This window comes from Shinella sp. OV683 (assembly GCF_057787725.1).
In genome coordinates this window covers 817,983-843,501 of record NZ_CM173543.1, presented here as the reverse complement: position 1 = coordinate 843,501, position 25,519 = coordinate 817,983, and the positions used below count along the sequence as shown (strand labels likewise).

Genomic DNA, 25,519 nt, shown 5'->3' with positions numbered 1-25,519 from the left:
AGTTTCACAACTCTTTGTCACATCGGTGTGAGAGATCGCGCGGCGCCCATCACGCTGATGTGCACCTCGCCATAAATTATTGATTTATTTCTTGAATTTAGAGCGCAGCCAGAAGATCACAAAGAAGGCGAGGATGATCAATATGCCTGCGGCAAAGCCGAGCACCGGGGAATAGGCTCCGATGCCGAGCACGATCTTCGGCATGAAATAAAGTGCTCCACCGGCTATCACGAGAATGAGAGCTGCGGCGATGGCATTGTTGCGCGTTTCGTGCTTTTCGTCGCTCATGCGCTTTTCGCTTTGGCAAGGTCTGCACGGATCGCCTGCAACTGGCGCTTCTGGCTACCGTCGGCATTGAAATTGGCGGGATCGAGCCACGCCTCGAAGGCAGCATTGGCCAGCGGCCATTCATCGTCGACGATCGAAAACCACGCGGTGTCGCGGTTGGTGCCGCGCGAAATCGCGTGCTTGCGAAACACGCCTTCGAAGGTGAAGCCGAGGCGCTCGGCAGTCACCTTGCTTGCCGCATTGCCATTGTTGCATTTCCACTCGTAGCGACGATAGCCGAGGTCCTCGAAGACATGCTTGGCCATCAGATAATGTACTTCCGTCGACAGAGGCGAGCGCGCCATGGCCGGACCATGCGCCACGCCACCGACCTCGGTGACGCCGTTGGCGGAATCGGTGCGCATGTAGTTGGCCATGCCGACGATCTTGCCGGTGGCGTTGTCGCGGAACACTTCCGTGACCCAGCCGGCTTTTGCGACCGTGCCCAGCCAGTCGCCAAAGGCAACGACATCGGCAAAATCGGGCGCGGCGAAATATTGCAGCAATTGATTGGTCGCGATACCGCCCAGCGCGTCCCAGAGCGCACTGAGATGCTCGGCCCTCTTGTAGGGCTCGACGGTGACATAGCGGCCCCTGAGAGTGACGGCCTCAACATTGGGGCGGGGCTTCCAGTTCTTCAGGTCTTCCATGGCCACTCTCTGAGATGTAAAACGGAGGCGATATTCATCGCCTCCGTCCTTGATATGCAAGTCAAATTTGTTGATGTGTTCCGCGTCACCCGACCTTGGCGCTGGCGACGGTCGCCTCGACATGGTCGATGAGCGCATCGGCTAGGCCCAGCCGGCCAGCCAGCAGATCGAGATAGCCGCGCTCGGCCCGGCTGTCTGGATCAATGGCGATGCGCGACGCCGTGTAGAGCTCGACCTTCTGGCTATCGGTCACGGCCGCCGCGATGATCGCGTCGAGATCGACGGGATTGGCAAGCTCGTCCTCAAGGAAGGCCTGCGCATCAGCACCAAGCCCAGCGAGCTTGACCTTGCCGAGGATCGCTTCACGCTCCGCATCATCGATGTGACCATCGGCACGGGCCGCAGCGATCATGGCACGAACGAGAATGAGCGCGAAATCAGCAGAATTGGCCGCATCTTGCGGATGGAAACCACTGTCGCTCGGGGGCGGCAACAATTCCGCATTACCAGCAGCCGTCGTCGATGCGTCCGCCGGCGGCACATCCTTACCGGCCTGCCAGTTCTTGTAGGCCTGGTAGCCGAGACCGGCAATCGCCGCGAGCCCGCCAAGCTTCAACGCCGAACCCGTCAACTGCCGGCCAGTGCCGGTACCCAACAGCACGGCCGCAATGGCACCGGTGGCGAGGGGATTGTCCTTGGCCATCTGGCCGAGCTGCCCTGCCCTGTCCCTCACCGTACCGCCGGCGCCTGGCACCTGGCTTCCAAGCAATTGATCCAAGAGCTGTTTCGGGTCGAACATATATTCCTCCTAGCGGGGTTGTAGCCAACAGACTTCAACATAGGAGTGTGACTGTGGTTTTGCAAAGGCAGTGCTGGGATCTGATTTCATGTTTCAGGAGAGAAAAGGATTGACGACATCGATCCCCCAAAAGTCCCGATCGTTGCCTGTCACAACAACACAATCGTTCACAACAGCTACGGCAGCTATGATCGTGTCCGGCACACCGCGTGCTCGCCCAACGCGACGACCTTCAAACATCAGTTCGGCCCAGACTTGTGCCGAACGCACGTCAAAATTCAGGATTCGCCCACTGAAAATCTGGAGCGGGCCACTTGGTCCCGAATACCATTTCTCCAGTTCATCGCGCTTCTTGCCATGCGGCGCCCGAAGAATTCCATGCCAGAGTTCAGCGATCGTCCAGCTCGCAACGAAAAGATCCGCACCACTCTTGTCGCTCATCCAAGTCTCTAGCGCCTTCGACGGCAAGGGCTTGGATGGATCGCTTATGACATTTGTGTCAAGCAGGTAGCGGGTCAAAAATCGACTATGCGCGGTTCGAATTCCACACGTTCGATTTCGGTTCTAGAAACCGCAAGCGGAGCCTTCCTGAGCGACTCCCAGATTTGACGCCCGGTCATTGCTGGGGCCGTTTTTGACTCTCCCGCGGCCGCACCGATCTCAGATGCCGAGATAAGCTGCTCTGCGAACGCCTTGACGCGTTCCTTATCTTTCTCGGGCACCACGACCTCGAGGCGCACCAGACCACGCTCGGCAAGGCGAGACCGGTATGTCGCATTGGCCTTTTTCTGCGCGGATGTGGACATTACGCACCTCGGGTAAATGTATACCCGGATATATAGCGCAAGACTACCTTCCCCGCAATCCGCTCAACCCCGCAGCGCTGCCGCTTCGGCCGCGAGCTTGGTGATACCAGCCCAATCGCCGGATTCGACCATCGCCTTCGGCGCCACCCACGAGCCGCCGACACAGATGACGTTGGAAAGGCTCAGATAGTCCTTGGCGTTCTTCAGCGACACGCCGCCGGTCGGGCAGAAACGAATGCCGGCAAGTGGCGAAGACAATGCGTTGAGATAAGACGCGCCGCCTGCCTGCTCGGCCGGGAAGAATTTCAGCACGCTGTAACCACGGTCACGCAGCATCATCACTTCGGTCGCTGTCACAGCCCCTGGCAGCAACGGCACATCGCTCTCATCTGCAGCTTCGAGCACCGAATTACCGGAGCCAGGCGACACGATGAAACGCGAGCCAGCCTTGATTGCCAGGTCCCACTGCCTGGCATCGAGCACGGTGCCGGCACCTGCAACCGCACCTTCAACTTCGTCGGCAACCGCCTTGATCGCGTCGAGCGCAGCAGCCGTGCGTAGCGTGATCTCGATGGCCTTCAAACCACCGGCGACCAGCGCGCGCGCCAGCGGCACAGCCGATTTCACGTCATCGATGACGATCACCGGCACGACCGGCTGCAGGCTCAATGTTGACACCAGGTTTTCGGTTTTGCTGCTCATCGGAGCCATTCCTTAAAACGTTTGAATTTCGCCGTTTTGATACCGGACAAGACCAGTTCTGTCGAGCCAAAATTGCCGTCTTAATACTGCCAGAAAATGACAGTAGAATGGAGCATAATCACTGGCTCGCAAACGCCCGACCGACAATTGCCGCCGAGAAATCCATGTCCCGTTCCGAACGCCTGCTCGACCTCATCCAGACACTGCGGCGACATCGCCGGCCCGTGAGCGGCCAGACGCTCGCCGACGAAACCAATGTCAGCCTCAGGACGCTCTATCGTGACATCGCCACGCTCCAGGCGCAAGGTGCCGATATCGAGGGCGAGCCGGGCATCGGCTATATATTGAAGCCCGGCTTCATGCTGCCGCCGATGATGTTTTCCGAAGACGAGATCGAGGCTCTGGTGCTCGGCGCCCGCTGGGTGGCAAGCCGTGCCGATGGCGAACTGAGCCTTGCCGCAGCCAATGCGCTGGCCAAGGTCGCCGCTGTTCTCCCCGCCGATATGAAGCCGCGGCTGGAAGGTGCTAACCTGATCATTGGGCCCGCGCCCGAGCCGCCGGAGGTCAATATCGATCTCGGCGGCATCCGCAAGGCCATCCGCCACGAGCACATGCTCGACATCGCCTATAGCGACGCGACCTCGGCAACCACCAACCGCCGCATCTGGCCGTTTGCGCTCTCCTATTTCGAGCGCGTCAGGATCATCGTTGCCTGGTGCGAATTGCGCAACGGTTTCCGCCACTTCCGCACCGATCGGATCGCGACGATGGAAATCACCGGCAAGCGCTATCCGCGCCGCAAGGCCGTGTTGCTGAAGGAATGGCGGGAGTCGCAAGGAATCAATCCCTTGCAATATACTGACACTATTTGACAGCATGTGCATTTATACCTTTCTCATCGGACCCGGATCGGGGTCGCAATTGGAAAGGTGATGGACATGAACGCCAACTACATCCTGCTCTATGTCGACAGCCCGGCAAAAAGCCGCGATTTCTATGAGACCCTGCTCGGCCAGAAGCCGGTCGAGGATTCCGCGACCTTCGTGCTTTTCGTCCTGCCCTCGGGCGTGAAATTCGGGCTTTGGGGCAAGAACGGCGTCGTTCCGGCTGCCAGCACACCCGGCGGCTGTGAAGTCGGTTTCCCGGTCGACACAGTGGATGCGGTCGACCGCATCGCTGGAGAATGGACGGATCGTGGCATCAGGATCATCCAGCAGCCGGAGGATGTGGATTTCGGCCGCACCTTCACCGCGCTCGATCCGGATGGACATCGCCTGCGGGTGCTTTGCGTGGACATGGCCCAATGAGCGCCTGGATCGCAGTGGCTTCGGCCGACCACGTCGCACGAGGCCGCCAAGGCGGCTTCATGCAGGTCTGCCACGGCAAAACGGGTCCGCTTTCGCGCGTCAAGCCGCAGGACACCGTGTTCTACTATTCTCCATCGACCGAGATGGGCGGCGGCGAAAAGCTGCAAGCCTTCACGGCTGTCGGCGTGGTTCGCGACGAGGAGCCCTACCCCTTCGATATGGGCAATGGCTTCGTGCCGACGCGGCGCAATGTGGACTGGTTTGTCGCACGGCAGACGCCGATCCGGTCGCTGTTGGACCGGCTGGAACTGACCAAGGGAAAATCCGGCTGGGGAAGCGTCTTCCGCTTCGGCGTGGTCAAGATCTCGGATGCCGATCGCGATTTGATCCTGGAAGCAATGGGCGCGAACTGATCGCGCCCATTCCACATCCGGTCACGATCAGGAAACCGCTTTTTCTTCTTCCGGTGGCTGCTTCTCGTTGTCGATGAACTGCGACAGGGTCATGTTGTCGAGGATCTCCGCCATGGCATCGCGCACTTCGGTCATCGACAGCCGCACGAGACAGCCCGCAGGATCACGGCAATCGTCGCATGCTTCGAATGCCGTGCGGCTCGCACAACGGATGGGCGCCAGCGGGCCGTCCAACGTACGGATGACCTGACCGATCTTGATTTCATCGGCGGTCTTGGACAGCGAATAGCCGCCACCCGGCCCCTTTTTGGAGCGCAGGATGCCCGCCTTGCGAAGCTCGAGCAGGATCGCATCGAGAAACTTCTTCGGGATGTTGTTGCGCGCGGCGATCTCGGTGATGAACGCGGTCTCGCCCGGCGGCAACTGAGCCAGGTCGGCGAGCGCCTTCAGTCCGTATTTGCCTTTTTTGGTGAGCATGTCTGCCTCTCAAGGGCCGGCTGAAACCCCGGCGCAAATGATTCATGCATTTATATTCTCGTTAGTCCATAAATTTAGTATAAATAATGGCATTTGCAAGGTTTTTACCGATTTTGCCACCAAAATCAGCCGACATTCTCCTATTTGTTCCGCCAATCGGGCGAAAATGCCACAACTCGCCGGGGCTTAGCTCACGGCAGCGCACGAGACAATGATGTCATGCCGAAGGTCGCCACGCGCCCTTCCCAAGCGCGAGCGAAGACCTGCAGCTTTGTCGCACCCGACAAATGCCGTCGTGATATGTCTAAACCCTGGAAAAAATCCGATATGCGAGAACAAAAAAACCTCGGAAAATCCGAGGCTTACATCTGTCCTGAAGAAAATTGGAGCGGGCGAAGGGGTTCGAACCCTCGACCCCGACCTTGGCAAGGTCGTGCTCTACCACTGAGCTACACCCGCTCACTATCAACGGCCCGTGGTAGATCGCTAGGCCGATGTTCGCTACCATCCGGCGGCGACGGGGGCTATATGGCCCAAGCCCTTTTGAAATGCAACAGGGAAATGACAATTTCCTGTAGAATTTTGGGCGATATCTTCTATGTCATTGAATAAAAACACTTTTGCAATCCACACCCAGATCAACCGGGCCATTGCGGGCGGCGAAAAACCATCGTATCACACGGGTCTTTCGATGTCAGGGAACGTGAATCATGAGTGATGTGCCGGCCAAGGGCGCCAGGGAATTGTTCCAATTTCTCGATGGTCTGGGAATTGCCCACAAGACCCTGCAGCACGAGCCGGTATTCACTGTCGCCGAATCCGTGGCGCTACGCGACGCGATTGCCGGTGGCCACACCAAGAACCTGTTTCTCAAGGACAAGAAGGACCAGTATTTCCTGCTGACCGTCGAGGAAAATGCCACGGTCGACTTGAAGACCGTCCATCAGTTGGTCGGTGGCACTTCGAAATTCTCTTTCGGCAGACCTGAGAAACTGATGGAGTATCTAGGCGTTATTCCAGGTGCGGTGACCGCTTTCGGCGTCATCAACGACGTCGATCAGAACGTCACCATTGTGCTCGACGCCGATTTGATGAAAAATGACATCATCAACTGCCATCCCCTCTCGAACGACGCAACCACGTCGATCGGGCGCGACGATCTGATCCGCTTCGTCGAGGCGACCGGCCATACCGCAAATGTCTTGAAAGTGACGGCCTGACATCCGACATAGGGCGCAATATTCGGGAGTATTTTTGAAATGACAGGCTACGACAATTCCTACGGCGCAAGCTTTGGCAACCAGATGTCGGCTTCGGCCACCGCAGCTGCTGCCCCAGCCAGCTTGATCAAGGACACCACGACGGCAGGCTTCCAGCGCGACGTCCTGGAAGAATCGACGAAGCAGCCTGTGCTGGTCGACTTCTGGGCACCGTGGTGCGGCCCTTGCAAGCAACTGACCCCGATCATCGAAAAGGTGGTCAACGAGGGTGCAGGCAAGGTCAAGCTGGTCAAGATGAACATCGACGACCATCCGTCGATCGCCGGCCAGCTGGGCATCCAGTCCATTCCCGCCGTCATCGCCTTTGTCGGCGGACGCCCGGTCGACGGCTTCATGGGCGCGCTGCCCGAAAGCCAGGTCCGAGACTTCATCAACAAGATCGCCGGCGCCGGCAGCGGTGCTGACGACCAGGCTGCCGAAATCGAAGCGGCGCTCACAGAAGCCGAGGCGTTGCTCGCCAATGGCGATGTGGCTGGCGCAGCCGACCTCTTCGGGGCGATCCTGCAGGCCGATCCGGAAAACCTCAAGGCGCTCGCCGGCATGGCCAACTGCATGGTCGCCGCAGGCCAGTGGGAGCGTGCCCGCGACCTGCTTGCAGGCCTTACCGACGAGCAGAAGAAAGACGCGAGCCTGACGGCCCTGACCACCAAGATCGCCCAGATCGAAGAAGCCCGCAAGCTTGGTGATCCGCGTGCGCTTGAACATGAACTCGCGCTCAATCCGGATCATCACGAGGCCCGCATCAAGCTCGCCAAGATCCTCAATGTCGAGGGTGACAGGGATGCAGCTGCAGAACACCTGTTCTATGTGATGAAGAAGGACCGCGCCTTCGATGAGGATGGCGCCCGCCGCCAGCTCGTGCAATTCTTCGAAGTCTGGGGCCCGAAAGATCCTGCAACCATATCGGCACGCCGGAAGTTATCCTCCATATTGTTTTCTTGATGCCGGCGCAGGTCGGTTGTCGTTGACGCGTCGGAGACTGAAGTCATGCAAGTGGGAAACGCCCGATATCTAACCGAGTCGGATCTGCCGGAAACACTCGCACTGTTTCCGTTGTCGGGCGTCCTGCTGCTGTCGGGCGGCCATCTGCCGCTCAACATTTTCGAGCCGCGCTATCTCGCACTCATTGATGACGCGCTGAAGGGCAACCGCCTGATCGGCATCATACAGCCGGTGTTCAGCGAGACGACCGAAAGCCCGGAAGGCACGCCCGAGCTCTGCAAGGTTGGCACGATCGGCCGCATCACCACCTTTGGCGAGACCGGCGATGGACGCTATGTCATCGATCTCTCCGGCGTCTGTCGCTTCCGGCTGATGAACGAGGTCAGCCCCTCGCACCACCCTTATCGGCGCGCCCATATCACCCCGTTCATGAGCGACCTCAGCGAGGCGGAGGACGATCCGTCCGTCAATCGCGATGCTCTGCTGGGCGCGTTCCGCAGCTACCTCGATGCCAACAAGCTGGAGGTCGATTGGGAGGCGGTGACCAAGACTTCGAACCGCACGCTGGTCAACTCGCTATCGATGATGGCCCCGTTCGGCGCACGCGAGAAGCAGGCGCTGCTGGAAGCGTTCGATCTCAAGACCCGCGCCGAAACCCTGGTCGCCATGACCGAGATGGTGCTGGCCCGCGCCTTCGGCGACGCCGCCAAGACGTTGCAGTAGCGGTGCGATCATGGACCAGAACGTCTCCCGACCCGACCCGAAAATGCTGGAACTGCTGGTCTGCCCGGTCACCAAGGGTCGCCTGAGCTACGACCGCGAGAAGAATGAACTCATTTCGGAAAGAGCGCGGCTCGCCTATCCCATCCGCGATGGCATCCCGATCATGCTGGAATCGGAAGCCCGGAAGATCGAGGATTAGCTCTTCGCCTGCCCGTTCGCCCTGCGGATCGCCGTGGAGCTCAATGTCGAGCGGGGGCCGTGGATAAAAGTCCAGGCGGGTGCAGGCGTTCGGCCCAGAGTATTGGCGTCATCCTCATCAAGACGGGCGTAGTCGAAGGTCTTGGCCATCGTTGAAGACAAAAACGCCAGAGTTGCGCCCGGCCGGTCGATCACCGCAATCGGATAGGTCCGGGCGATTTTCTGCCAGTTCTGCCAGCGATGGAAATCACGGAGATTGTCCGCACCCATGATCCAGATGAACCGGACGCGCGGATGGCGCGCCTTGATGCGATCAAGCACCTGCGCGGTATAATTCAGCCCGAGGGCTTTTTCAAACGCAGTGACGCGGATTTTCGGGTCGGCCGCGAGCTTTTCGGAAAGCTCCAGCCGCTCGGCCAGCGGCGCCAGATAGCGCTTCGATTTCAATGGATTGCCTGGCGTCACCATCCACCAGAGTTGATCAAGCCCGAGCCGGCGAATGGCGATCTCGGCCACCAGCCGGTGCCCTTCATGCGGAGGATTGAACGAACCACCGAACAGGCCGACCACCATGCCGTCTTCGACATGCGGCATCACCAGGTATCGGCGCGCAATCCCCTCCCCCAACGACACGTCTCTTAGGGCCTTGTCTGGCCGCTGCCGCGGACCCTGTATTTGAAAGAGGTGAGCTGCTCGACACCGACAGGCCCGCGCGCATGCATCTTGCCCGTGGCGATGCCGATCTCGCCGCCCATGCCGAACTCGCCGCCATCGGCAAACTGCGTCGAGGCGTTGTGGACCAGGATGGCGGAATCGATTTCGTTGAAGAAGCGTTCGACGCTTTTGGAGTTCTCGGAGATGATCGCCTCGGTGTGATGCGAGGAATAGCGGTTGATATGCGCAATCGCGCCGCCGACACCATCAACGATGGCAACCGAGATGATGGCATCGAGATATTCGGTAGACCAATCCTCGTCCGTTGCCGGCTTGAAGCCCGGAAACACCTTGAGCACGGCCGCCGAGGCACGGATTTCGCAACCGGCTTCCGTCAGCGCTTCGAGCAGTGGCATCAGGTGGGTGCCAATCGCTGAACTATCGACCAGCAACGTCTCGGCCGCGCCGCAGACGCCGGTGCGCCGCATCTTGGCATTGACGACGATCTTTTTCGCCATGTCGAGATCGGCCGAGGCATCGACATAGATGTGGCAGATACCTTCGAGATGCGCGAACACCGGTACGCGCGCTTCCGATTGCACGCGGCCGACGAGGCTCTTGCCACCGCGCGGAACGATGACGTCGATCGTGCCGTTCAGGCCGCTCAGCATGGCGCCCACGGCCGCGCGGTCGGTTGTGGGCACATACTGGACCGCGTCTTCCGGCAGGCCGCCGTCTCTCAAGCCCTTCACAAGGCATTCGTGAATGGCGCGCGACGAATGCACTGAATCCGAGCCACCACGCAGAATGACGGCGTTACCGGCCTTCAGGCACAGCGCGCCGGCATCGGCCGTCACATTCGGGCGGCTTTCATAGATCACGCCGATGACGCCGAGCGGCGTGCGCACGCGCTCGATATGCAGGCCGTTCGGACGATCCCATTCGGCGATGATATCGCCAACAGGATCGCGCAGTTCGGCGATCGTGCGGATGCCATCTGCGATGCCGCGAATGCGGGCTTCGTTGAGCGTCAGGCGATCGATCAGCGCCGGTGTCACGTCGGCGGCGCGGGCATTTTCAAGATCGATTGCGTTGGCAGCAAGGATGGCATCCTTGCGCGCCAGGATTTCGGCAGCCATGGACACCAGCGCCGCATGCTTGCGTTCGGCCGAAGCGATGGCAAGCGGCTGGGCCGCTGCACGGGCGCGCGCGCCGATATCCAGCATCAGCGACTGAATGTCTTCCTTCACCACATCAAGCATCGGCATTTTCCCTGGCCTTGGCACTTTTTCCGGACGTCATGACGAGATCGTCGCGATGAACCATCGCCGACCGCCCGGCATAGCCGAGGATGGCCGAGATCTCGATCGACTTCTTGCCAGCGATCTGCCTCGCTTCGTGCGCATCGTAGCCGGCAAGCCCGCGTGCAATCTCAATACCCGCAAGGCTCATGACGGCGATCGTGTCGCCGCGCGAGAACTCACCGGTTACCGCGCGCACGCCAGCGGGCAGCAGGCTCTTACCGGAATGAAGCGCTCGCTCGGCGCCCTCGTCCACGGTGATGCGGCCAGCGGGCAACAACTGCCCGGCAATCCACGTCTTGCGTGCCGTCACCGGCTCGGACGACGCGGTAAACCAGCTGTGGCGTGCGCCTTCTGCAATTGCCTTCAGCGGATGATCGACCTTGCCTGAGGCGATGATCATCGCGCAGCCGGCAGAGGTAGCGATCTTGCCTGCATCGATCTTGGTGCGCATGCCGCCACGCGACAGCTCGGACGCGGCACCACCGGCCATCGCCTCGATTTCCGGCGTGATGGCAGCGATGTGTTCGAGAAACTTCGCGTTGGGGTCGAGATGCGGCGGTGCCGTGTAGAGCCCATCGATATCCGACAGCAGTACGAGCAGGTCGGCGCCGACCATGGTGGCGACCCGCGCCGCCAGCCGGTCATTGTCGCCGTAGCGGATTTCTGTGGTGGCGACCGTATCGTTTTCGTTGATGACCGGCACCGCCTTCAGTTTCATCAACTGGGAAATCGTCGCGCGCGCGTTGAGATACCGGCGGCGTTCCTCGGTATCGCCGAGTGTGAGCAGGATCTGGCCGGCAACGATCTCATGCTTCGACAGGCTTTCGGACCAGGCCCGCGCCAGCGCGATCTGGCCGACAGCCGCAGCCGCCTGGCTTTCCTCGAGCTTCAACGCGCCGGAAGGCAGATCGAGCACCGTGCGGCCCATGGCAATCGCGCCGGACGAAACCACCAGCACCTCGACGCCTCTCGCGGCAAAAGCGGCAATATCCTCGCACATCGCATCGAGCCAGGCCTTCTTCAGCCCCGACTTGCGATCGACAAGCAACGCCGAGCCGATCTTGATGACGACCCTGCGGCAGCCAGCGAGATTGCTCTTAGGCGTCATCGACCGACTCATCCCAGTCTTCTTCATCCTCCATCGGCGCCATCTTCAGCTTGCGATTGAGGTTGATGGCGCTCTCTGCCTTTGGCAGGCTCGGATCCTCGGCCTTGCTCGTATCGATCACCGAGGCAAGGGCGCGCAACACATCCGGCATACCCTTGCCGATGACGGCAGAGATAGCGAAAGGCGTCTGGCCGGAGGCGCGCTTCAGCGCAGCCTTCTTCTTCTTCAGCGTTTCGGCATCGATCGTGTCGATCTGCGACAGTGCGACGATTTCCGTCTTGTCCTCGAGCCCGGCCCCATAGGCATCGAGTTCGGCGCGCACGGTCTTGTAGGCCTGGGCGACATTCTCTTCCTGCGCCGAGACGAGATGCAGCAGCACGCGGGTACGCTCGACGTGGCCGAGGAAGCGGTCGCCGAGGCCGATGCCTTCATGCGCGCCTTCGATCAGGCCGGGAATGTCGGCAAGAATATATTCCCGGGCGTCCACGGTCGCGACGCCCAGATTGGGATGCAGCGTGGTGAAGGGATAGTTGGCGATCTTCGGCCTCGCCCTGGTGCAGGTTGCAAGGAAGGTCGACTTGCCGGCATTTGGCAGGCCGACAAGGCCGGCATCGGCAATCAGCTTCAGGCGAAGCCAGATGTTCTTTTCCTCGCCATCCTGGCCGGGATTCGCCCAATCAGGCGCCTGGTTGGTCGAACTGCGGAAATAGGCGTTGCCGAAGCCGCCATTGCCGCCCTTGGCGATGCGATACTTCTGGCCGACTTCCGTGAGGTCGCAGATCAGCGTCTCGCCATCTTCCTCGAACACCTGCGTGCCCGCCGGCACCTTCAGGACGACGCTGTCGCCCTTGGCGCCGTGGCGATTGCGGCCACTGCCATGCACGCCGGTCTGCGCCTTGAAATGCTGCTGGTAGCGATAGTCGATCAGGGTATTGAGGCCGTTGACGCTCTCGATCCAGACATCGCCGCCGCGACCGCCGTCGCCGCCATCCGGACCACCGAATTCGATGAATTTCTCACGCCGAAACGAGACGGCGCCACCTCCGCCATCACCGGACCGAATAAATACTTTGCACTGATCGAGAAACTTCATCTGCCTGCCGTGGGTTGGATTGCGGATTGCCAAATGGCCGCACGCGTGTTCGATATAGCTGCTAACCCCCAAAGGTCAAAGAATATCATGAAATTTATCAGCTTTAACATCCAATTTGGCTTCGGTTTGGACGGCCGATATAGCCCCGAACGCATTGCAACGGCTCTTGAGGGTGCCGATATCGTCGCTTTGCAGGAAGTCACACGCAATTTCCCCAAAAATAGTCAGGCCGATCTTCCGGCGGTTTTCGCCGATCTGATGGGCCAGTATTTCCATGTTTTCGGCCCTGGAACGGACACCGATGCCGGCTCTGCGATCAAGGACGGAAAGGTGCATATGCGCCGCCTGCAATTCGGCAATATGATCCTGTCGCGCTATCCCATTCTCTCCACGCGCAACATCCTGCTGCCGCGCACCCGCACCTATGACAAGCTCAACCTGCAGCGCTCGGCGCTCGAAGCCGTCATATCAACGCCGGGCGGCGCACTGCGCGTCTACTCCGTCCATCTCGACCATCGCGATCCCTCAGAGCGCATCCAGCAGATCAACTTCATCAAGGACCGCGCCATCCACTACGCCATCGAAGGCGGCGCGGTGACCGGCGGAACAGAATTCGGTTTTGCCGAAATCCCGAATGCCGACGACTATGTCATCATGGGCGATTTCAACATGCTGCCCGAAAGCCCCGAATACATCGCCATGATGGGGCCGAAGGACATCTATTATGGCCGCACGGCCCGCGCCACTGGCCCGGTCGACGCCCACGCCCATCTCGGCGGCAATGGGCCGGATGCCTATACCTGGGAGGAGCCGGGCAAACCCGAAATCCGCCAGTATCTCGACTATTGCTTCGTCAGCGCCTCGCTCGCCGGCCGGGTCAAATCCGCCGGCATCGACGAAGCCTGCATCGCCTCCGACCACAAGCCGGTGTGGGTGGAGATCGGATAAGGGCGAATTTCTCCGCCCTCACCCCCATCTTAGAGAGGCATGTAGCTGCCGAATGTCAGCTCGGTTGTGATCAGCCGGACCTGTTCGGCACGCGAGACGCAATAGACAGCCTCGACACCTGATATGTCGAAGCCGAGCTTCTTCTGGATGCGCAGCGATGCCGCGTTCTCGGCGATTGCGCCCGAGAAGATGGTCTCGCCCATGAAGCCGTGGAAGAATCTGGCGAGGGCGGCATTGACCGCCTCTGTCATGATCCCCTTGCCCCAATGTGGCTCATCCAGCCAGTAGCCGAGCTGCCAGCCTTCCTGCCCATGCCGGCCATGCCAGTGGATGCCGACGACGCCGATCAGCCGGTCGTCATCGTTGGCAACCTCATCCAGCCCGTCCAGCAGGATCCGGCGCAGGCCGCCTGATGTGATCGCAAACACCCAGTCCGGCTTGCCCGCAGCATTGATGTCGGCCAGCCAATCCTCGGCATCATCCCGATGATAGGGCTGCGGCACGGGAACCAGCATCCTGGCAACCCGGTGATTGCCAAGAGCCTTGGCGATTGCTTCGGCATCCCGTGCTTCGGGCCGTCTCAATGTCAGCCGGCCGGTGCGGATCAGCGGCTGGTTTGCAGCCGACAATCCACTCGACGTGGGGGCGGGATCGTAGGCCTGAACCTGGACCTGCGGCAGATCGAAAGCGTGGTTGAGCGCGTTCATCTCGTCCCTCCCCAAGCCCGAAGCGAACCCCAGGTCTTGCGATCGAGCCGGAACCATTCAACCGCGACCATGCCCCCGAGCGCGAGGCTCGGCGCCATGCCGGTGCCCTGGAACTGGAAGCCGGATTTCTGCAGCACCCGCCGCGATCCGATGTTCATCACCCGGACGCGTCCGTCGATGAAATCGGTATCGAAATGCCGGAAGCCGAAGTCGATCAGGGTCTGCACGGCTTCCGTCGCAAAACCCTTGTTCCAATAGGGCTCGCCCAGCCAGTAGCCGATCTCAAGCCCGTTTCCTTCTTCCTGCGCTTGCAGACCGCAGCAACCGATGAAATCACGCGTTTCATTGCGAGTGATGGCATAAACGCATTTGCCCATCGCGCCCGAGTCAACGCGGGCTACAAAAGCTTCGGCGTCCTTATCCGTGTAGGGGTGCGGCATGCGCGACACTTTGGACGCGACATTGATGTTGTTGGCGAGATGGGCAATTGCGTTGATATCGGTCGTGTCGGGCGCGCGCAGCAACAGCCGCTCCGAAACCAGCAATGGCGTTTGTAACTCCTGCGGCAAGAGCCGCTTCTCGCTTGGAAAGCCGCTTTGACTTTGGCTTTCCCTTAGTAGTTGGCTTTGCATGACTGCCTCCTGGGTTGAAAACGAAAAGGGAAGATGGGCATTACCCCATCTTCCCTTTTGAAACCCTGGAGGTCTTTTGTGACCTGAAGTGCCAGCCGGGCCGATGAGGCGCCGGCTGTTTAAAGAGCTCCGGCTTACTCTGCTGCTGCCGCCGTTTTCGGCATGACGGACACGTACACTCGGCCATTGGCTTTCGTACGGTACGCAACAGTGCCTTCGGTGGTCGCAAAAATCGTATGGTCGGTACCGAGGCCGACATTGGCACCGGGATGCCACTGTGTGCCGCGCTGGCGCAGGATGATGTTTCCAGAAATCACGGCTTCGCCGCCGAACTTCTTGACGCCAAGACGCTTGGAATTGGAATCGCGACCGTTGCGCGACGAACCGCCAGCTTTTTTGTGTGCCATTTTAGTTCTCCTTAGTCCTCTTTAACTCAGATCAGGCTGCAATCGCGATGATGCGAACCTTGGTGAAATGCTGGCGATGGCCCTTCTTGCGCTTGGAATTCTGACGGCGGCGCTTGACGAAAGAAATGGTCTTCCGTGTACGACCCTGCTCGACGACTTCCGCAGTCACGACGGCACCTGCAACAAAAGGCGCGCCGATCTTGGCACTGGCACCCTCGCCAACAACGAGGACTTCCGTAAATTCGATCTTGGTACCGGCTTCGCCTTCGAGCTTTTCGATCGAAATGACGTCGTCTGCAGCAACCTGGTACTGCTTACCGCCGGTCTTGATGACTGCGAACATTTTTTATCCTTTCATGTTCTTTGAACGGGCCTCGAAAATCCTGGGATCGCCGGGCCGTCTTTTTGTCAGTCGATTGGTATGGCGGAAAATCCGCCGGTGGAATGCCTGCCTCTCGGCAAACACTTTTACGGGCCGAAGATATAGATATCCGCAGCTTCATGGGTATCGCGTGTACGTGAGGGCAGAGAGTCTGTCAAGGCAAGGGGCGATGAAGAAAGACAATTTCATTGCTTTTCTGACTTGCACTGGCCATTTTTCAACGCTATATCGCCGCCATGCTTCGCTTGGCAAGGGCACCACACCCGTTCAGTCACGCGCGGTTTCTGCGGAGAGGTGGCAGAGTGGTTGAATGTACCGCACTCGAAATGCGGCGTACCTGCAAGGGTACCGTGGGTTCAAATCCCACCCTCTCCGCCATATCCTTCTGTATTTGTTAAGTTATTTTCTCAATCGGAGAATGCGGGCCCACTTGCAGGCCCACTTTCGTTGTGACTTTTCGTAACTCCCTGAACGTTCTGCCCAAATTACAGGAGGGAACGTCCCCGTCCCTGACTACTCGCTCCACTGAAACACATCGAAGTGAGCATACCGCCGGGCCAGCCAATATATACCACTGAGGGGGCGTGCACCATCGGAAGGGTACCACGATCTTTTCAAGGAAAAAAAGGTGTTGCGGGCTTCATAGGGCAAGAGAAACTCGGGGACGTTTCCTGTTTTCTAGAGTGCTATCATATCCTCCGGCAGGAATTATAGAACAGGATTTTGGAAGGCCGGGGATCGTGTCCCCGCGCGTGGTGTAGCTGGGTTTCATAGCCATCGGTGAATTCCGGTAGGGTCGGGTTGCTTAGAGCCAACCTGAAGGACACCACCGATGACCGACGAGATGATGAACCTGCGTTTGCTTGTTGAGAAGAGCGCCGACAGCGATTTGTTGCGCGAGATGATAGGCTTCACGGCCCAACGCCTGATGGAGTTGGAGGTCGGCCATACGACGGGTGCTGCGCATGGAGAGAAGACGCCACTCAGGCTCGCCCAGCGCAATGGCTATCGCGACCGTGATTGGGAAACACGGGCTGGAACGGTGGAGCTTCGCATTCCCAAGCTGCGGACGGGCAGCTATTTCCCGAGCTTCCTGGAGCCGCGCCGAATGGCCGAGAAAGCTCTGACGGCGGTTATCCAGGAAGCCTATATCCAGGGTATCTCGACGCGCTCGGTCGATGACTTGGTCAAAGCCATGGGCATGGGTGGCATCTCCAAAAGCCAGGTGTCACGGCTTTGCGAGGAAATCGATGTCAGGGTCAAGGCTTTCCTCGATCGACCCATCGAAGGCGAATGGCCCTACATCTGGATCGACGCCACCTATCTCAAGGTCCGGCGCGGCGGTCGCATCGTTTCTGTCGCCGTGATTATCGCCGTCGGCGTCAACACCGATGGACGCCGTGAAGTGCTTGGGCTGGAGATCGGCACATCCGAGGCCGAGCCGATCTGGACAGAGTTCCTGCGCAAGCTGACCCGCCGGGGTTTGAGGGGTGTGAAGCTGGTCGTCTCGGATGCCCATGAAAGCATCAAGACCGCCGTCGGCAAGGTGCTCAACGCGACCTGGCAGCGTTGCCGGGTGCACTTCATGCGCAATGCCCTGGCCCATGCCGGAAAGAGCGGGCGGCGCGTCGTATCCGCCTTCATCGCCACGGCGTTCGCTCAGGAGACGCCGGAGGCCGCCAGCACGCAATGGCGCAGCGTCGCCGACCAGATCAGGCCGAAAGTGCCAAAGCTTGCCGCGCTCATGGACGATGCCGAGAACGATGTGCTGGCCTACATGACCTTTCCAAAGCAGCATTGGGCCAAGCTGCATTCGACCAATCCCATCGAGCGCCTCAATGGCGAAATCAAGCGACGAACCGAGGTCGTCGGTATTTTCCCCAACGACGACGCCATCGTCCGTCTCGTCGGTGCGCTATTGCTGGAGCAGAACGACGAATGGGCCGTCCAGCGATCAAGATACATGACACTGGAAACCATCGCCCAAATGAGCGATGATCCACTCATCAACTTGCCTGCCGTGGCACGTTGATATTCCCTCCGGCCCAGACCGGAAGACACCGTGGTTGTCAAAAGCTACACCACGCTACGGGACACGATCAGGCCGGGCACTTCGACAGCCTCTCAACGCTGATGAGCATGCTGTTCAATTCACTCTGGACCGTATTGAACCGTTGCACGATCAAGCGCAAATCCGTCATATAGTCATGGTCGGCGCTCGGCGCGGGCTCAGACGAGAAATCGATGGATTTCACCCAATCAAGAAACTCATCTGTGTACTTGTAGAAACCCCTTTTGAGCACAATTTCGGCACCCGTAGTCGACAAGGCTTTTCGATTGCTGCCAGGGCCGCAGTTTTCAGGGTTAACATTGCGAACCAGTTTGGCATGCATCAACCCATAAAGCTTGTTGACTTGCCTCTGTGGACCACCGGTAAGCTCACGTACATCAGTCGCAAGGAACCAGATCTCACCTTCAATTTGTGTAATACGCAAGGTCTGTCCGCGGAATGTTACGTTGCGGAAGATATGTGGAATCTTTTGTTTTGACATGTTTTCTCCATTGATCGAAATCGCGAAACAGCAGTTCGCCAGCCTCTTTTGATCGCAATGTGTTCGTATGTCATCGGAGGAACTTGCCGAGTAGGACCTACCGGAGCCATTCAACCAGAAGCAGCAAAAAAGAGATGCAATTGCTAAAATTGTCGCATTAGTCCTCAGGGTCCCCGACATCTCTTTTATATTACTTAAGTATTTCCTAATCTCGAAGAGAAAAGAGAAATAGAAATATATATAAAGACTATAACTATATTAAATAGTTCGGTGGAGGCTTGCCACATCGGCTGTCAATTCCCCACACCTATGGTGACCTCCCTCAACATCACCTCAGCCTGAGCTAGCACCGTCTGCACGGCCTCCTGCTCCAGATCGGGCGGATAGGTATGCATCGGAGAGGCTCTTTCGCTGGTGCGTAGCCATCACTTGCAGTCTTGAGCTTCGGGGCGTTGCCTTCACGAATATGGACCATCATCTCATCGCGACGCTGCCGGGCCGCTGCCAGAGTTAACTGATCAGATGCTTGGCCATACGGGCCTACAGTCCATTCACGTTGCCTTCTGTCGGCAGTTACCTTCAAGATGAAACTCTTGAAACCCGTATCCCGCACCCGGAGATAGAGGTTCCCGCCATCAGGGTAATTTCCAGGTTGTTTGGTAGATTGAATGCGTTTGTCTGTTAGTCGGTTAATTGCCATCTGTCGCTCTTAGGCCCAATCGCGGCCCACTTTCTCGCTGGAACAACAGGATATGTGGTGGACGCCCCTGAAACAGACAACAGCTCAAGTGATTGAAAATAAATCACTTTAAACCACTGTGAACGATCCTGAAACAGGGGCTAGGCTGACACCCTCTCCGCCAAGTAATTTAGCCAAACATCTAAAAATCGCTGAAGAAACGATCACCCTTTGAAGCTCATCTCACTTAGTGATGATGACGATCTTCTGTTTCTTGCTCTTGTCGTCGATCGCTGCGCCTGCAATCAGTCCAGCCGCATCGGTTACAGCGCCGCGCGCAAGGCCGGCGATCTCTGAGCCGTCGCAATCGCGCCGGAGCCGCAAAGGCAGCAAGGGCGTCATAACAACCTACATTTCGTTTCCATCTGCACCAAGCAGTCGTAAAGAATATTCCGCTGGTTTTCACTGGAAACAGACAGCCGCTTCAGCACTGGAATACAGCCGTTGACGACGCTTTGCCAGCTTTCGCTAACGTGCACAACCTCTGATAAATCCAGCCTCGCGCAAGCCAGAGCGTTCACTCGTGCCGCAGCATGAGCATGTGATGGATATGGAAAACAGTCGTTTTGACAGGGTTGTCGGGATCAAGTTGGGCCAGGATTGGCATCTCATTGAGAATGCAACCGATGCACTGGCGTATCTTCGCGAACGCTGGCCTCAGCCCGACGGCCCATGCTGCATGCGTGCGATTGCCAACTGTGAAGCCTTACTTTCGGGGCCGGGCTCGGTTGAGGCCGCGAGAGCATCCTTCGTTGTCGCCGCGATGGAGGCTGGCCTGCAATTTGAGGTGCACGAGGACGAATTTGAGTTTCTCGAACTCCAGGTGGCCATGGTTGCCGAGGATATGGCACGGTCGGAAGATGGCAACTCCCCTCAAGACCCGGCAGATAGCGCGCCGTCTGAAGGTGATCCTACGTCGCTTCAGCATGCCCCGCAGACGCGATTCGCAAAGCGCTCATAGCGCCGCAACCACGCTCCCTTGTAAAATCCTGACCCGCACCGGATACTGACGGAACGATCAACCGTTGGTCGCCGTCGTGCCCATGCGCGACAGCAACTTGGCCATCCGTCGCCGGGAGCATTTCATGACCAAAGTCACCTACCAAATCGTTCAACACGACGGCGGCTGGGCCTACAAGCTGGGAGACGTGTTTTCCGAAACCTTCGCCACCCATGAGCAGGCGCTCAAACGCGCCCGCAGCGTTGCGCTTGAGCAGCAGGTAGGCGGCGAACCCGCCGAGATCTCTTATCAGCTCCAGAACGGCGAATGGCACTACGAACATTCCGACGGAGGCGATCGCCCCGAAGTCGACGTCGAAGACAAGGCTGGATAGCAGGCATGGCATACGAACTCTATTACTGGAATGGCATCCAGGGACGCGGCGAATTCGTGCGCCTCGCTCTGGAAGAGGCCCAGGCGGACTATATCGACACGACCCGTGGGTCCGGTCCTGGCAAGGGCACCGGCGCGATGATGGATCTCATGAAGAGTTCCAAGGAAATAAATCTCCCCTTCGCGCCACCATTCCTGAGGGATGGCGACCTGATCGTTTCCCATGTCGCCAATATTCTTTTGTATCTAGGCCCCAAGCTTGGCCTGGCGCCGAAAGACGAAAAGCTGCGATACGTTGCGAATGGGCTTCAGCTGACAATCACCGATTTCGTCGCTGAGGTCCATGACACCCATCATCCCATCGGCGTTTCACTCTACTATGAGGATCAAAAAGCCGAAGCCAAGGCGCGGTCCGCCGATTTCATCAAGGAGCGCATCCCCAAATTCCTCGGCTACTTCGAGCGCGTGCTGGCCCGCAATCCCAAGGGATCACAACATGTTGTCGGTGACGCCCTCAGCTACGTCGATCTGTCATTGTTCCAGATGATGGAAGGCCTGTCCTATGCCTTCCCCAAGGCCATGGCGGGCTCCAACAGCAAGTATCCGTTGCTGACAGCCCTGCACGCCTCCGTCAAAAGCCGGCCAAACATTGTGGCCTACCTGAAGTCGCCGCGGCGCCTGGCTTTCAATGAAGACGGAATTTTCCGCCACTATCCCGAACTTGACAGCGAATAGGCGTTCTGGGCCTACCCGGCGATCAGACTACCCACGCCTGACGGCATCAGGCGTGGGTAGCAGCTATCGGACGGCTATCAGACGTCGAGCTTGGCAAGATCATCCGCAGAAAGCGTCAACTGCGCCGCCTTGGCGAAGCTCTCCACGTGCCGGCGGCTGGTGGCGCTGGCGATAGGCGCGGCCACGCCCTTCGCCGCCATCACCCAGGCCAGGGCGATTTCGGCCGGCTTTGCCGAATGGCGCTCGGAGACCTCATCGAGCGCTGCAAGAATTTTGTTGCCCCGCGCATCGAGATACCTGGCCACGTCTTCGCCGCGGGCGCTCTTTGCTAGGTCATCCGTCGACCGGTATTTGCCCGACAAAAAGCCTGACGCGAGGCTGTAATAGGTCACGACGCCCAGGTCGTTCGCGACGCAGAGATCTCGCAAGTCGCCCTCGAAATCGGAGCGATCATAGAGATTGTATTCCGGCTGCAGCACCTGGTAGGTGGGAAGCTCCCTATCCTCTGCGACCTTCAGCGCCTCACCCAATTGCGCAGCATTGAGGTTTGAGGCGCCGATCGAGCGGATCTTGCCTGCCTTCAGCAGCTTGTCGTAAGCGCCCAGCGTTTCCTCGTAAGGTGTAGCGTCTGGCCAATGAGAGAAATAGAGATCGATGTCATCGACGCCGAGACGAGCAAGCGATTCGTCGACGGCCTGGGTGATCCACTTCTCCGACAGACCTTTCTTTCCCGGCATGCCGAGGTCCGAACCAACCTTGGTAAAAATGGCCACCTTCTCGCGCATGCCTGGACGGCTTTTCAGCCAGTTGCCGATAATGGTCTCGGATTCGCCACCCTTGTTGCCGTCAGCCCAGGACGAATAGACGTCGGCGGTATCGATGGCATTGAAGCCATGATCGACAAACGCGTCGAGAACGTCGAAGCTGGTCTTTTCGTCGATCGTCCAGCCAAAAACATTGCCGCCCAGCACGAGCGGCGAGATGCTCAGTCCGGTTTTTCCCAGAGGCCGTTTGTCCATTATAGCTTTCCTTCTTTGCTGCTTCCAGCCAGCAAGCTCCTGGCCCGCTGCCGCCGACACAAACTGTCGAGAAGATGATATAAGTATCCGGCACGATTCTACGACCCGAACCGCAACATTTTCGACGTGCGGATAGTCGACGAATCCGCACTCCAAGCCAAGTCCGCGACGTGCTCACCGACCTGCGGAATCGTTTGCTGTTTTGCCATTCTATCCGCTACAAGCGCTTCAAGTATGTTGCCAGGAAACGAGCTTATGAATGCACTGCGAACTCTTGGATCGATCTGTGACGGATGATTTGACCACCCCTTCCCTTGCGCTTGCACGGCTCGGCTGGTCCGATTTCTTTGCTTCGCAGATCGAGCCCGAAGAAGCCGGCCTGGCGCCAAGGCGCATCGCCGCGGTTCACCGGGCACGGATCACCGCGGTTGACGCCAACGGACCGGTGGCGCTCGATTTGCCCGTCAATGCCAACACTTCCCATTATGCCGTCGGAGACTGGGTGCTTGCCGATCCCGACACCGACATGTTCGTCCGGCGCCTCGAACGTAAGACGGTGCTGCAGCGCCGCACCGAGGGCCGGGATGGCCAGCAGCTGGCGGCCGCCAATGTCGATACGCTGTTCATCGTCACCTCCTGCAATGATGATTTCAACCCCGCCAGGCTGGAGCGCTATCTGGCGCTCGCCAATCAGGCGGAAACCAATCCGGTCATCGTGCTGACCAAGGCGGACAAAACAGCCGATGCCGATGCCTATGAACAACAGGCGCGCGCCCTGCAGCGCGATCTGCCGGTCGTTGTCCTGAACGCCAAGACAGCGGATGCGGCGAAGGCGTTGGCTCCCTGGTGCGGTCCCGGCCAGACTGTGGCGCTGGTCGGTTCCTCCGGCGTCGGCAAGTCGACGCTGGTCAATACATTGGCCGGCATGGACGATGAAAGCGGACAAAAGACCGGCGAAATCCGCGAGCATGATGCCAAGGGCCGCCATACGACGACATCGAGATCGCTGCATTCGATCGCCGGCGGCGGCTGGGTGATCGACACGCCGGGAATGCGGACGCTCTATGTCAGCGATGCCACGGACGGCATCGATACGCTGTTTGCCGAGATCACCGATCTGGCGCCGCTGTGCAAATTCCGCAACTGCACCCACGCCCATGAACCTGGATGTGCGGTACAGGCTGCCGTGGCCGCCGGCACGCTTCCTGCCGAGCGTCTTGCCCGCTGGCGGACTATGCTTGAAGAAAACCGCAGCAAAACTCCGGTCCTGGTCGGTGCACGCGGCAATAAAAGCGTCCGCAAAAATAAATATTGAGCAAGTGAACGTCTGTCACCAGTTGACGCCGTGCCGGCAGGCCGCAAGCAACCGGAACACCGATGGGTGATTGCCCTGCCGCGATAATTAGTGTTTATCGCGGCAATTGCTTCATTCCATTGAAACAGCGCCTTACGAAACCTAAATAAAATGCAGTGTCGAAGCGGCCATTCACTGCGATTTTGACGAAATCGCCAGCCAGTGTTCTTCAGCACTCATCCCCGTTTCAATCACGTCCGGTTCAGCAGCATGCTGAGGCCGCTATCCCGGGAGATACCCATGTCTGAGAAAAAAGATACCAAGACGACCACCGAACAACCTTACGAGCCGATCGCCTTTGCCAAGAAGCATCGCATATCGGTCGAGGACGCACAGGCCATCATCAAGAAATATGGCACGGACCGCAAATCGGCCGACAAGGAAGCCCGACGCGTCGCCGTCTAATTGTCGATCGTAAGAGCGAACAATCCTGTTTAGAAACAAATAGCCCCGCCAAAAGCGGGGCTATGGTTTTTTGAGGCCGGTGCAGATCAGAACGCCGGCTGGACGCTGTCGACATTGTCCTTGGTAACCACGGTCAGCGGGATCGGCAGGCGTGTCTTGACGTCCTTGCCGTCGAGGATTTCTGCCATCGTGTTGATGGCGAGCTTGCCATCTTCATCCGGCGACTGGACGATCGTCGAATACATCTCGCCCGAACGGATCGACTCGAAGGCGTCCTTCTGGCCGTTGATGCCAACGATCGGCGGAGTCGGCTTACCCGGATTCGCCTCCTTCCAAGCATCGATGAAGCCGCGTGCCATCGTGTCGTCGTTTGAGTAGACGCCAGTGATCTTGTCGCCGAAGCGGGTGATCAGGTCGCGGCTATCGCCCCGCCCCTCACGCCGACATGCCGATGTGACAGTCGTTGCGCATCGCAAGAAGTGAGATAACGAATTGAACCTGCTTCATCTTCCGCCCTGAATCTTGCCGCTAGACGTGAACGGCACCTATGAAAAGGCCCGGCCGACGCGGCTCTCATACCCTCCCGAGGCCGCAGCGAAAAACTCATTACACTAGTATAACAGTGTCCGCAAGCGTGATTTCAGAACTGCGCCGATTCCCCGCAAACACCTTGTCATTGGTCGGCCTGCGTTGACATTCTAGTATAATTATTTCATCGTGACCCACCAATCACTCACCCTTGCAGCAGAAGCGACGATGGCCACGGACGCACCAAATCTCAATCGCACGCTTCCGCTGCGCGAGCAGATTTATCAATATATTCGGGGACTTATCGTTAGCGGACAAATGCGGCCGGGCGACGCGATCAATGAAGTGGCCATTGCCGAGCAGCTGGGCGTGTCCCGCACACCTGTGCGCGAAGCCGTCAAGCGCATCAGCGATGAGGGCCTGGTCAACGTGTTTGCGCAGACGGGAACCTTCGTGGCACCGATCAGCCTCAAGGAACTGGAAGAGGCCTATGTCATTCGCAGTGCGCTTGAAATGGAAAGTGCCAAGCGCGCTGCCACCAAACTGACCACCCATCACGCCGAATTGCTTGAGGATAATATCGCTGCTCATGAGCTGGCGATCTCACGTGCGAAATACGCTGAAGCCATTCGTCTCGACGACATCTTCCATCGCACCATTGCCGAGATCAACGACTTCCAGATGCTGTGGAGAGCGGTGGATATCTCGAAGGCGCAGATGGATCGCGGCCGCTATATGTCGATCCCCAAGCCGGGCTACGGCGAGATCACCATTCAACAGCACAAGCTGATCCTCAAGGCGCTGCAGCGTCATGATGGCGCCGCTGCGGCTGCGGCGATGCGCGAGCACCTCAACACCTCGCTACGCAACGCGCTTGAGGTTGCCGCCGTCACAATGGAATAGCAAAAACTCAGTCTTGCAGCCGGTCGTACAATCATCTTGATCCGGCCGTTACACTAATATAACGGTGACTCCGATTTGGCTTCAGACTGCAT

General features: G+C 58.7%; 35 protein-coding genes and 2 tRNA genes. 16 read left to right on the top strand and 21 right to left on the bottom strand.

Going from position 1 to position 25,519, the window contains the following annotated elements:
- Window positions 1-84: 84 nt before the first annotated feature.
- From ACXHRN_RS04150 to ACXHRN_RS04125, 6 genes are all read right to left on the bottom strand, one after another.
- Window positions 85-288: a hypothetical protein gene (locus ACXHRN_RS04150; RefSeq protein WP_488640079.1), complete on the bottom strand. Its 204-nt coding sequence runs from the start codon at window positions 286-288 to the stop codon at window positions 85-87.
- Window positions 285-977, bottom strand: coding sequence for a GNAT family N-acetyltransferase (locus ACXHRN_RS04145; RefSeq protein WP_488640078.1), 693 nt, complete (start codon window positions 975-977; stop codon window positions 285-287). Before ACXHRN_RS04145 ends, ACXHRN_RS04150 begins: the two co-directional genes overlap by 4 nt.
- An 85-nt stretch (window positions 978-1,062) precedes the next feature.
- A complete protein-coding gene (locus ACXHRN_RS04140) occupies window positions 1,063-1,776 on the bottom strand; it encodes a tellurite resistance TerB family protein (RefSeq protein WP_488640077.1) in 714 nt (237 codons plus the stop codon).
- Window positions 1,777-1,869: 93 nt separating this feature from the next.
- On the bottom strand, window positions 1,870-2,295 hold the full coding sequence (locus tag ACXHRN_RS04135) for a PIN domain-containing protein (protein WP_488640076.1): 426 nt from the start codon (window positions 2,293-2,295) through the stop codon (window positions 1,870-1,872).
- Window positions 2,292-2,582 (bottom strand): hypothetical protein, encoded by a 291-nt coding sequence (locus ACXHRN_RS04130; RefSeq protein ID WP_488640075.1) that lies wholly within the window; start codon window positions 2,580-2,582, stop codon window positions 2,292-2,294. Before ACXHRN_RS04130 ends, ACXHRN_RS04135 begins: the two co-directional genes overlap by 4 nt.
- A gap of 63 nt (window positions 2,583-2,645) precedes the next feature.
- Window positions 2,646-3,284 (bottom strand): 2-dehydro-3-deoxy-phosphogluconate aldolase, encoded by a 639-nt coding sequence (locus tag ACXHRN_RS04125; protein WP_488640074.1) that lies wholly within the window; start codon window positions 3,282-3,284, stop codon window positions 2,646-2,648.
- A 164-nt stretch (window positions 3,285-3,448) separates the two neighbouring features.
- Here ACXHRN_RS04125 and ACXHRN_RS04120 point away from each other — a divergent pair, with 164 nt between their 5' ends.
- Genes ACXHRN_RS04120 through ACXHRN_RS04110 form a run of 3 tightly spaced genes read left to right on the top strand, consistent with a single transcriptional unit; the run spans window position 3,449 to window position 5,004 of the window.
- Window positions 3,449-4,156 carry a helix-turn-helix transcriptional regulator gene (locus tag ACXHRN_RS04120; RefSeq protein WP_488640073.1) on the top strand — a complete coding sequence of 236 codons (708 nt, stop codon included), beginning with the start codon at window positions 3,449-3,451 and terminating at the stop codon, window positions 4,154-4,156.
- A 60-nt stretch (window positions 4,157-4,216) separates the two neighbouring features.
- Window positions 4,217-4,591 (top strand): VOC family protein, encoded by a 375-nt coding sequence (locus tag ACXHRN_RS04115; protein ID WP_488640072.1) that lies wholly within the window; start codon window positions 4,217-4,219, stop codon window positions 4,589-4,591.
- Window positions 4,588-5,004, top strand: a complete 417-nt coding sequence (locus tag ACXHRN_RS04110) for an EVE domain-containing protein (protein WP_488640071.1) — start codon at window positions 4,588-4,590, stop codon at window positions 5,002-5,004. The genes ACXHRN_RS04115 and ACXHRN_RS04110 overlap by 4 nt, the downstream gene beginning before the upstream one ends.
- A gap of 27 nt (window positions 5,005-5,031) precedes the next feature.
- Here the strand turns inward: ACXHRN_RS04110 and ACXHRN_RS04105 are convergent, their stop codons facing one another.
- Complete coding sequence (locus tag ACXHRN_RS04105; RefSeq protein ID WP_488640070.1) at window positions 5,032-5,481, bottom strand: RrF2 family transcriptional regulator; 450 nt, start codon at window positions 5,479-5,481, stop codon at window positions 5,032-5,034.
- Between the two features lie 384 nt (window positions 5,482-5,865).
- Window positions 5,866-5,940: transfer RNA gene (locus ACXHRN_RS04100), tRNA-Gly, on the bottom strand.
- A gap of 251 nt (window positions 5,941-6,191) precedes the next feature.
- Between ACXHRN_RS04100 and ACXHRN_RS04095 the strand changes: the two genes are divergently transcribed.
- The 4 genes from ACXHRN_RS04095 to ACXHRN_RS04080 are packed head-to-tail and all read left to right on the top strand — an operon-like array spanning window position 6,192 to window position 8,625.
- Window positions 6,192-6,701 carry a prolyl-tRNA synthetase associated domain-containing protein gene (locus ACXHRN_RS04095; protein WP_488640069.1) on the top strand — a complete coding sequence of 170 codons (510 nt, stop codon included), beginning with the start codon at window positions 6,192-6,194 and terminating at the stop codon, window positions 6,699-6,701.
- 39 nt (window positions 6,702-6,740) lie between these two features.
- Window positions 6,741-7,703 carry a thioredoxin gene (gene trxA, locus ACXHRN_RS04090; RefSeq protein ID WP_488640068.1) on the top strand — a complete coding sequence of 321 codons (963 nt, stop codon included), beginning with the start codon at window positions 6,741-6,743 and terminating at the stop codon, window positions 7,701-7,703.
- A gap of 45 nt (window positions 7,704-7,748) precedes the next feature.
- A complete protein-coding gene (locus tag ACXHRN_RS04085; RefSeq protein ID WP_488640067.1) occupies window positions 7,749-8,426 on the top strand; it encodes an LON peptidase substrate-binding domain-containing protein in 678 nt (225 codons plus the stop codon).
- 10 nt (window positions 8,427-8,436) lie between these two features.
- A complete protein-coding gene (locus ACXHRN_RS04080; protein ID WP_488640066.1) occupies window positions 8,437-8,625 on the top strand; it encodes a Trm112 family protein in 189 nt (62 codons plus the stop codon).
- On the opposite strand, the gene ACXHRN_RS04075 is transcribed toward ACXHRN_RS04080, so the two are convergent.
- The 4 genes from ACXHRN_RS04075 to obgE are packed head-to-tail and all read right to left on the bottom strand — an operon-like array spanning window position 8,622 to window position 12,783.
- On the bottom strand, window positions 8,622-9,218 hold the full coding sequence (locus ACXHRN_RS04075; RefSeq protein WP_488641821.1) for a nicotinate-nucleotide adenylyltransferase: 597 nt from the start codon (window positions 9,216-9,218) through the stop codon (window positions 8,622-8,624). The genes ACXHRN_RS04080 and ACXHRN_RS04075 overlap by 4 nt on opposite strands.
- A 44-nt stretch (window positions 9,219-9,262) precedes the next feature.
- The gene (locus ACXHRN_RS04070) at window positions 9,263-10,540 is read right to left on the bottom strand and encodes a glutamate-5-semialdehyde dehydrogenase (RefSeq protein ID WP_488640065.1); all 1,278 of its coding nucleotides are present in this window, start codon (window positions 10,538-10,540) and stop codon (window positions 9,263-9,265) included.
- Window positions 10,533-11,690: a glutamate 5-kinase gene (proB, locus tag ACXHRN_RS04065; RefSeq protein WP_488640064.1), complete on the bottom strand. Its 1,158-nt coding sequence runs from the start codon at window positions 11,688-11,690 to the stop codon at window positions 10,533-10,535. Before proB ends, ACXHRN_RS04070 begins: the two co-directional genes overlap by 8 nt.
- Window positions 11,680-12,783 carry a GTPase ObgE gene (obgE, locus tag ACXHRN_RS04060; protein ID WP_488640063.1) on the bottom strand — a complete coding sequence of 368 codons (1,104 nt, stop codon included), beginning with the start codon at window positions 12,781-12,783 and terminating at the stop codon, window positions 11,680-11,682. The genes proB and obgE overlap by 11 nt, the downstream gene beginning before the upstream one ends.
- 87 nt (window positions 12,784-12,870) lie before the next feature.
- On the opposite strand from obgE, the gene ACXHRN_RS04055 reads away from it, so the two are divergent.
- Window positions 12,871-13,731: an endonuclease/exonuclease/phosphatase family protein gene (locus ACXHRN_RS04055; RefSeq protein WP_488640062.1), complete on the top strand. Its 861-nt coding sequence runs from the start codon at window positions 12,871-12,873 to the stop codon at window positions 13,729-13,731.
- A 29-nt stretch (window positions 13,732-13,760) separates the two neighbouring features.
- Here the strand turns inward: ACXHRN_RS04055 and ACXHRN_RS04050 are convergent, their stop codons facing one another.
- The 4 genes from ACXHRN_RS04050 to rplU form a co-directional block, all read right to left on the bottom strand.
- Window positions 13,761-14,438 (bottom strand): GNAT family N-acetyltransferase, encoded by a 678-nt coding sequence (locus tag ACXHRN_RS04050; protein WP_488640061.1) that lies wholly within the window; start codon window positions 14,436-14,438, stop codon window positions 13,761-13,763.
- The gene (locus ACXHRN_RS04045) at window positions 14,435-15,070 is read right to left on the bottom strand and encodes a GNAT family N-acetyltransferase (protein ID WP_488640060.1); all 636 of its coding nucleotides are present in this window, start codon (window positions 15,068-15,070) and stop codon (window positions 14,435-14,437) included. The genes ACXHRN_RS04050 and ACXHRN_RS04045 overlap by 4 nt, the downstream gene beginning before the upstream one ends.
- Before the next feature lie 134 nt (window positions 15,071-15,204).
- Window positions 15,205-15,477: a 50S ribosomal protein L27 gene (gene rpmA / locus ACXHRN_RS04040; RefSeq protein ID WP_488640059.1), complete on the bottom strand. Its 273-nt coding sequence runs from the start codon at window positions 15,475-15,477 to the stop codon at window positions 15,205-15,207.
- A 31-nt stretch (window positions 15,478-15,508) separates the two neighbouring features.
- Window positions 15,509-15,820: a 50S ribosomal protein L21 gene (gene rplU / locus ACXHRN_RS04035; protein ID WP_488640058.1), complete on the bottom strand. Its 312-nt coding sequence runs from the start codon at window positions 15,818-15,820 to the stop codon at window positions 15,509-15,511.
- A gap of 327 nt (window positions 15,821-16,147) precedes the next feature.
- Here rplU and ACXHRN_RS04030 point away from each other — a divergent pair.
- A tRNA-Ser gene (locus ACXHRN_RS04030) sits at window positions 16,148-16,237 on the top strand.
- Window positions 16,238-16,691: 454 nt separating this feature from the next.
- Window positions 16,692-17,891: an IS256 family transposase gene (locus tag ACXHRN_RS04025; protein WP_488638174.1), complete on the top strand. Its 1,200-nt coding sequence runs from the start codon at window positions 16,692-16,694 to the stop codon at window positions 17,889-17,891.
- Window positions 17,892-17,958: 67 nt separating this feature from the next.
- Here the strand turns inward: ACXHRN_RS04025 and ACXHRN_RS04020 are convergent, their stop codons facing one another.
- The 3 genes from ACXHRN_RS04020 to ACXHRN_RS04010 all read right to left on the bottom strand — a co-directional run bounded on the left by ACXHRN_RS04020 (window position 17,959) and on the right by ACXHRN_RS04010 (window position 19,492).
- Window positions 17,959-18,411 carry a hypothetical protein gene (locus ACXHRN_RS04020; protein ID WP_488640057.1) on the bottom strand — a complete coding sequence of 151 codons (453 nt, stop codon included), beginning with the start codon at window positions 18,409-18,411 and terminating at the stop codon, window positions 17,959-17,961.
- Window positions 18,412-18,754: 343 nt separating this feature from the next.
- Complete coding sequence (locus ACXHRN_RS04015; protein WP_488640056.1) at window positions 18,755-19,111, bottom strand: Arm DNA-binding domain-containing protein; 357 nt, start codon at window positions 19,109-19,111, stop codon at window positions 18,755-18,757.
- Between the two features lie 222 nt (window positions 19,112-19,333).
- Window positions 19,334-19,492, bottom strand: a complete 159-nt coding sequence (locus ACXHRN_RS04010; RefSeq protein WP_488640055.1) for a hypothetical protein — start codon at window positions 19,490-19,492, stop codon at window positions 19,334-19,336.
- A 202-nt stretch (window positions 19,493-19,694) separates the two neighbouring features.
- Here ACXHRN_RS04010 and ACXHRN_RS04005 point away from each other — a divergent pair, with 202 nt between their 5' ends.
- The 3 genes from ACXHRN_RS04005 (at window position 19,695) to ACXHRN_RS03995 (ending at window position 21,218) form a co-directional block, all read left to right on the top strand.
- A complete protein-coding gene (locus ACXHRN_RS04005) occupies window positions 19,695-20,111 on the top strand; it encodes a DUF982 domain-containing protein (RefSeq protein WP_488640054.1) in 417 nt (138 codons plus the stop codon).
- 124 nt (window positions 20,112-20,235) lie between these two features.
- A complete protein-coding gene (locus ACXHRN_RS04000; protein ID WP_488640053.1) occupies window positions 20,236-20,484 on the top strand; it encodes a DUF2188 domain-containing protein in 249 nt (82 codons plus the stop codon).
- Window positions 20,485-20,489: 5 nt separating this feature from the next.
- Window positions 20,490-21,218, top strand: coding sequence for a glutathione S-transferase (locus ACXHRN_RS03995; RefSeq protein ID WP_488640052.1), 729 nt, complete (start codon window positions 20,490-20,492; stop codon window positions 21,216-21,218).
- Between the two features lie 77 nt (window positions 21,219-21,295).
- Here ACXHRN_RS03995 and ACXHRN_RS03990 read toward each other — a convergent pair whose 3' ends face one another.
- Complete coding sequence (locus ACXHRN_RS03990) at window positions 21,296-22,237, bottom strand: aldo/keto reductase (RefSeq protein WP_488640051.1); 942 nt, start codon at window positions 22,235-22,237, stop codon at window positions 21,296-21,298.
- 259 nt (window positions 22,238-22,496) lie between these two features.
- Here ACXHRN_RS03990 and rsgA point away from each other — a divergent pair, with 259 nt between their 5' ends.
- Complete coding sequence (gene rsgA, locus ACXHRN_RS03985; RefSeq protein WP_488640050.1) at window positions 22,497-23,552, top strand: ribosome small subunit-dependent GTPase A; 1,056 nt, start codon at window positions 22,497-22,499, stop codon at window positions 23,550-23,552.
- A 279-nt stretch (window positions 23,553-23,831) separates the two neighbouring features.
- Window positions 23,832-23,996: a hypothetical protein gene (locus ACXHRN_RS03980; protein WP_488640049.1), complete on the top strand. Its 165-nt coding sequence runs from the start codon at window positions 23,832-23,834 to the stop codon at window positions 23,994-23,996.
- Between the two features lie 86 nt (window positions 23,997-24,082).
- On the opposite strand, the gene ACXHRN_RS03975 is transcribed toward ACXHRN_RS03980, so the two are convergent.
- Window positions 24,083-24,472 (bottom strand): sugar ABC transporter substrate-binding protein, encoded by a 390-nt coding sequence (locus ACXHRN_RS03975; RefSeq protein ID WP_488640048.1) that lies wholly within the window; start codon window positions 24,470-24,472, stop codon window positions 24,083-24,085.
- Window positions 24,473-24,752: 280 nt separating this feature from the next.
- On the opposite strand from ACXHRN_RS03975, the gene ACXHRN_RS03970 reads away from it, so the two are divergent.
- Window positions 24,753-25,427, top strand: a complete 675-nt coding sequence (locus ACXHRN_RS03970; RefSeq protein ID WP_488640047.1) for a GntR family transcriptional regulator — start codon at window positions 24,753-24,755, stop codon at window positions 25,425-25,427.
- The last annotated feature ends 92 nt before the right edge of the window (window positions 25,428-25,519 follow it).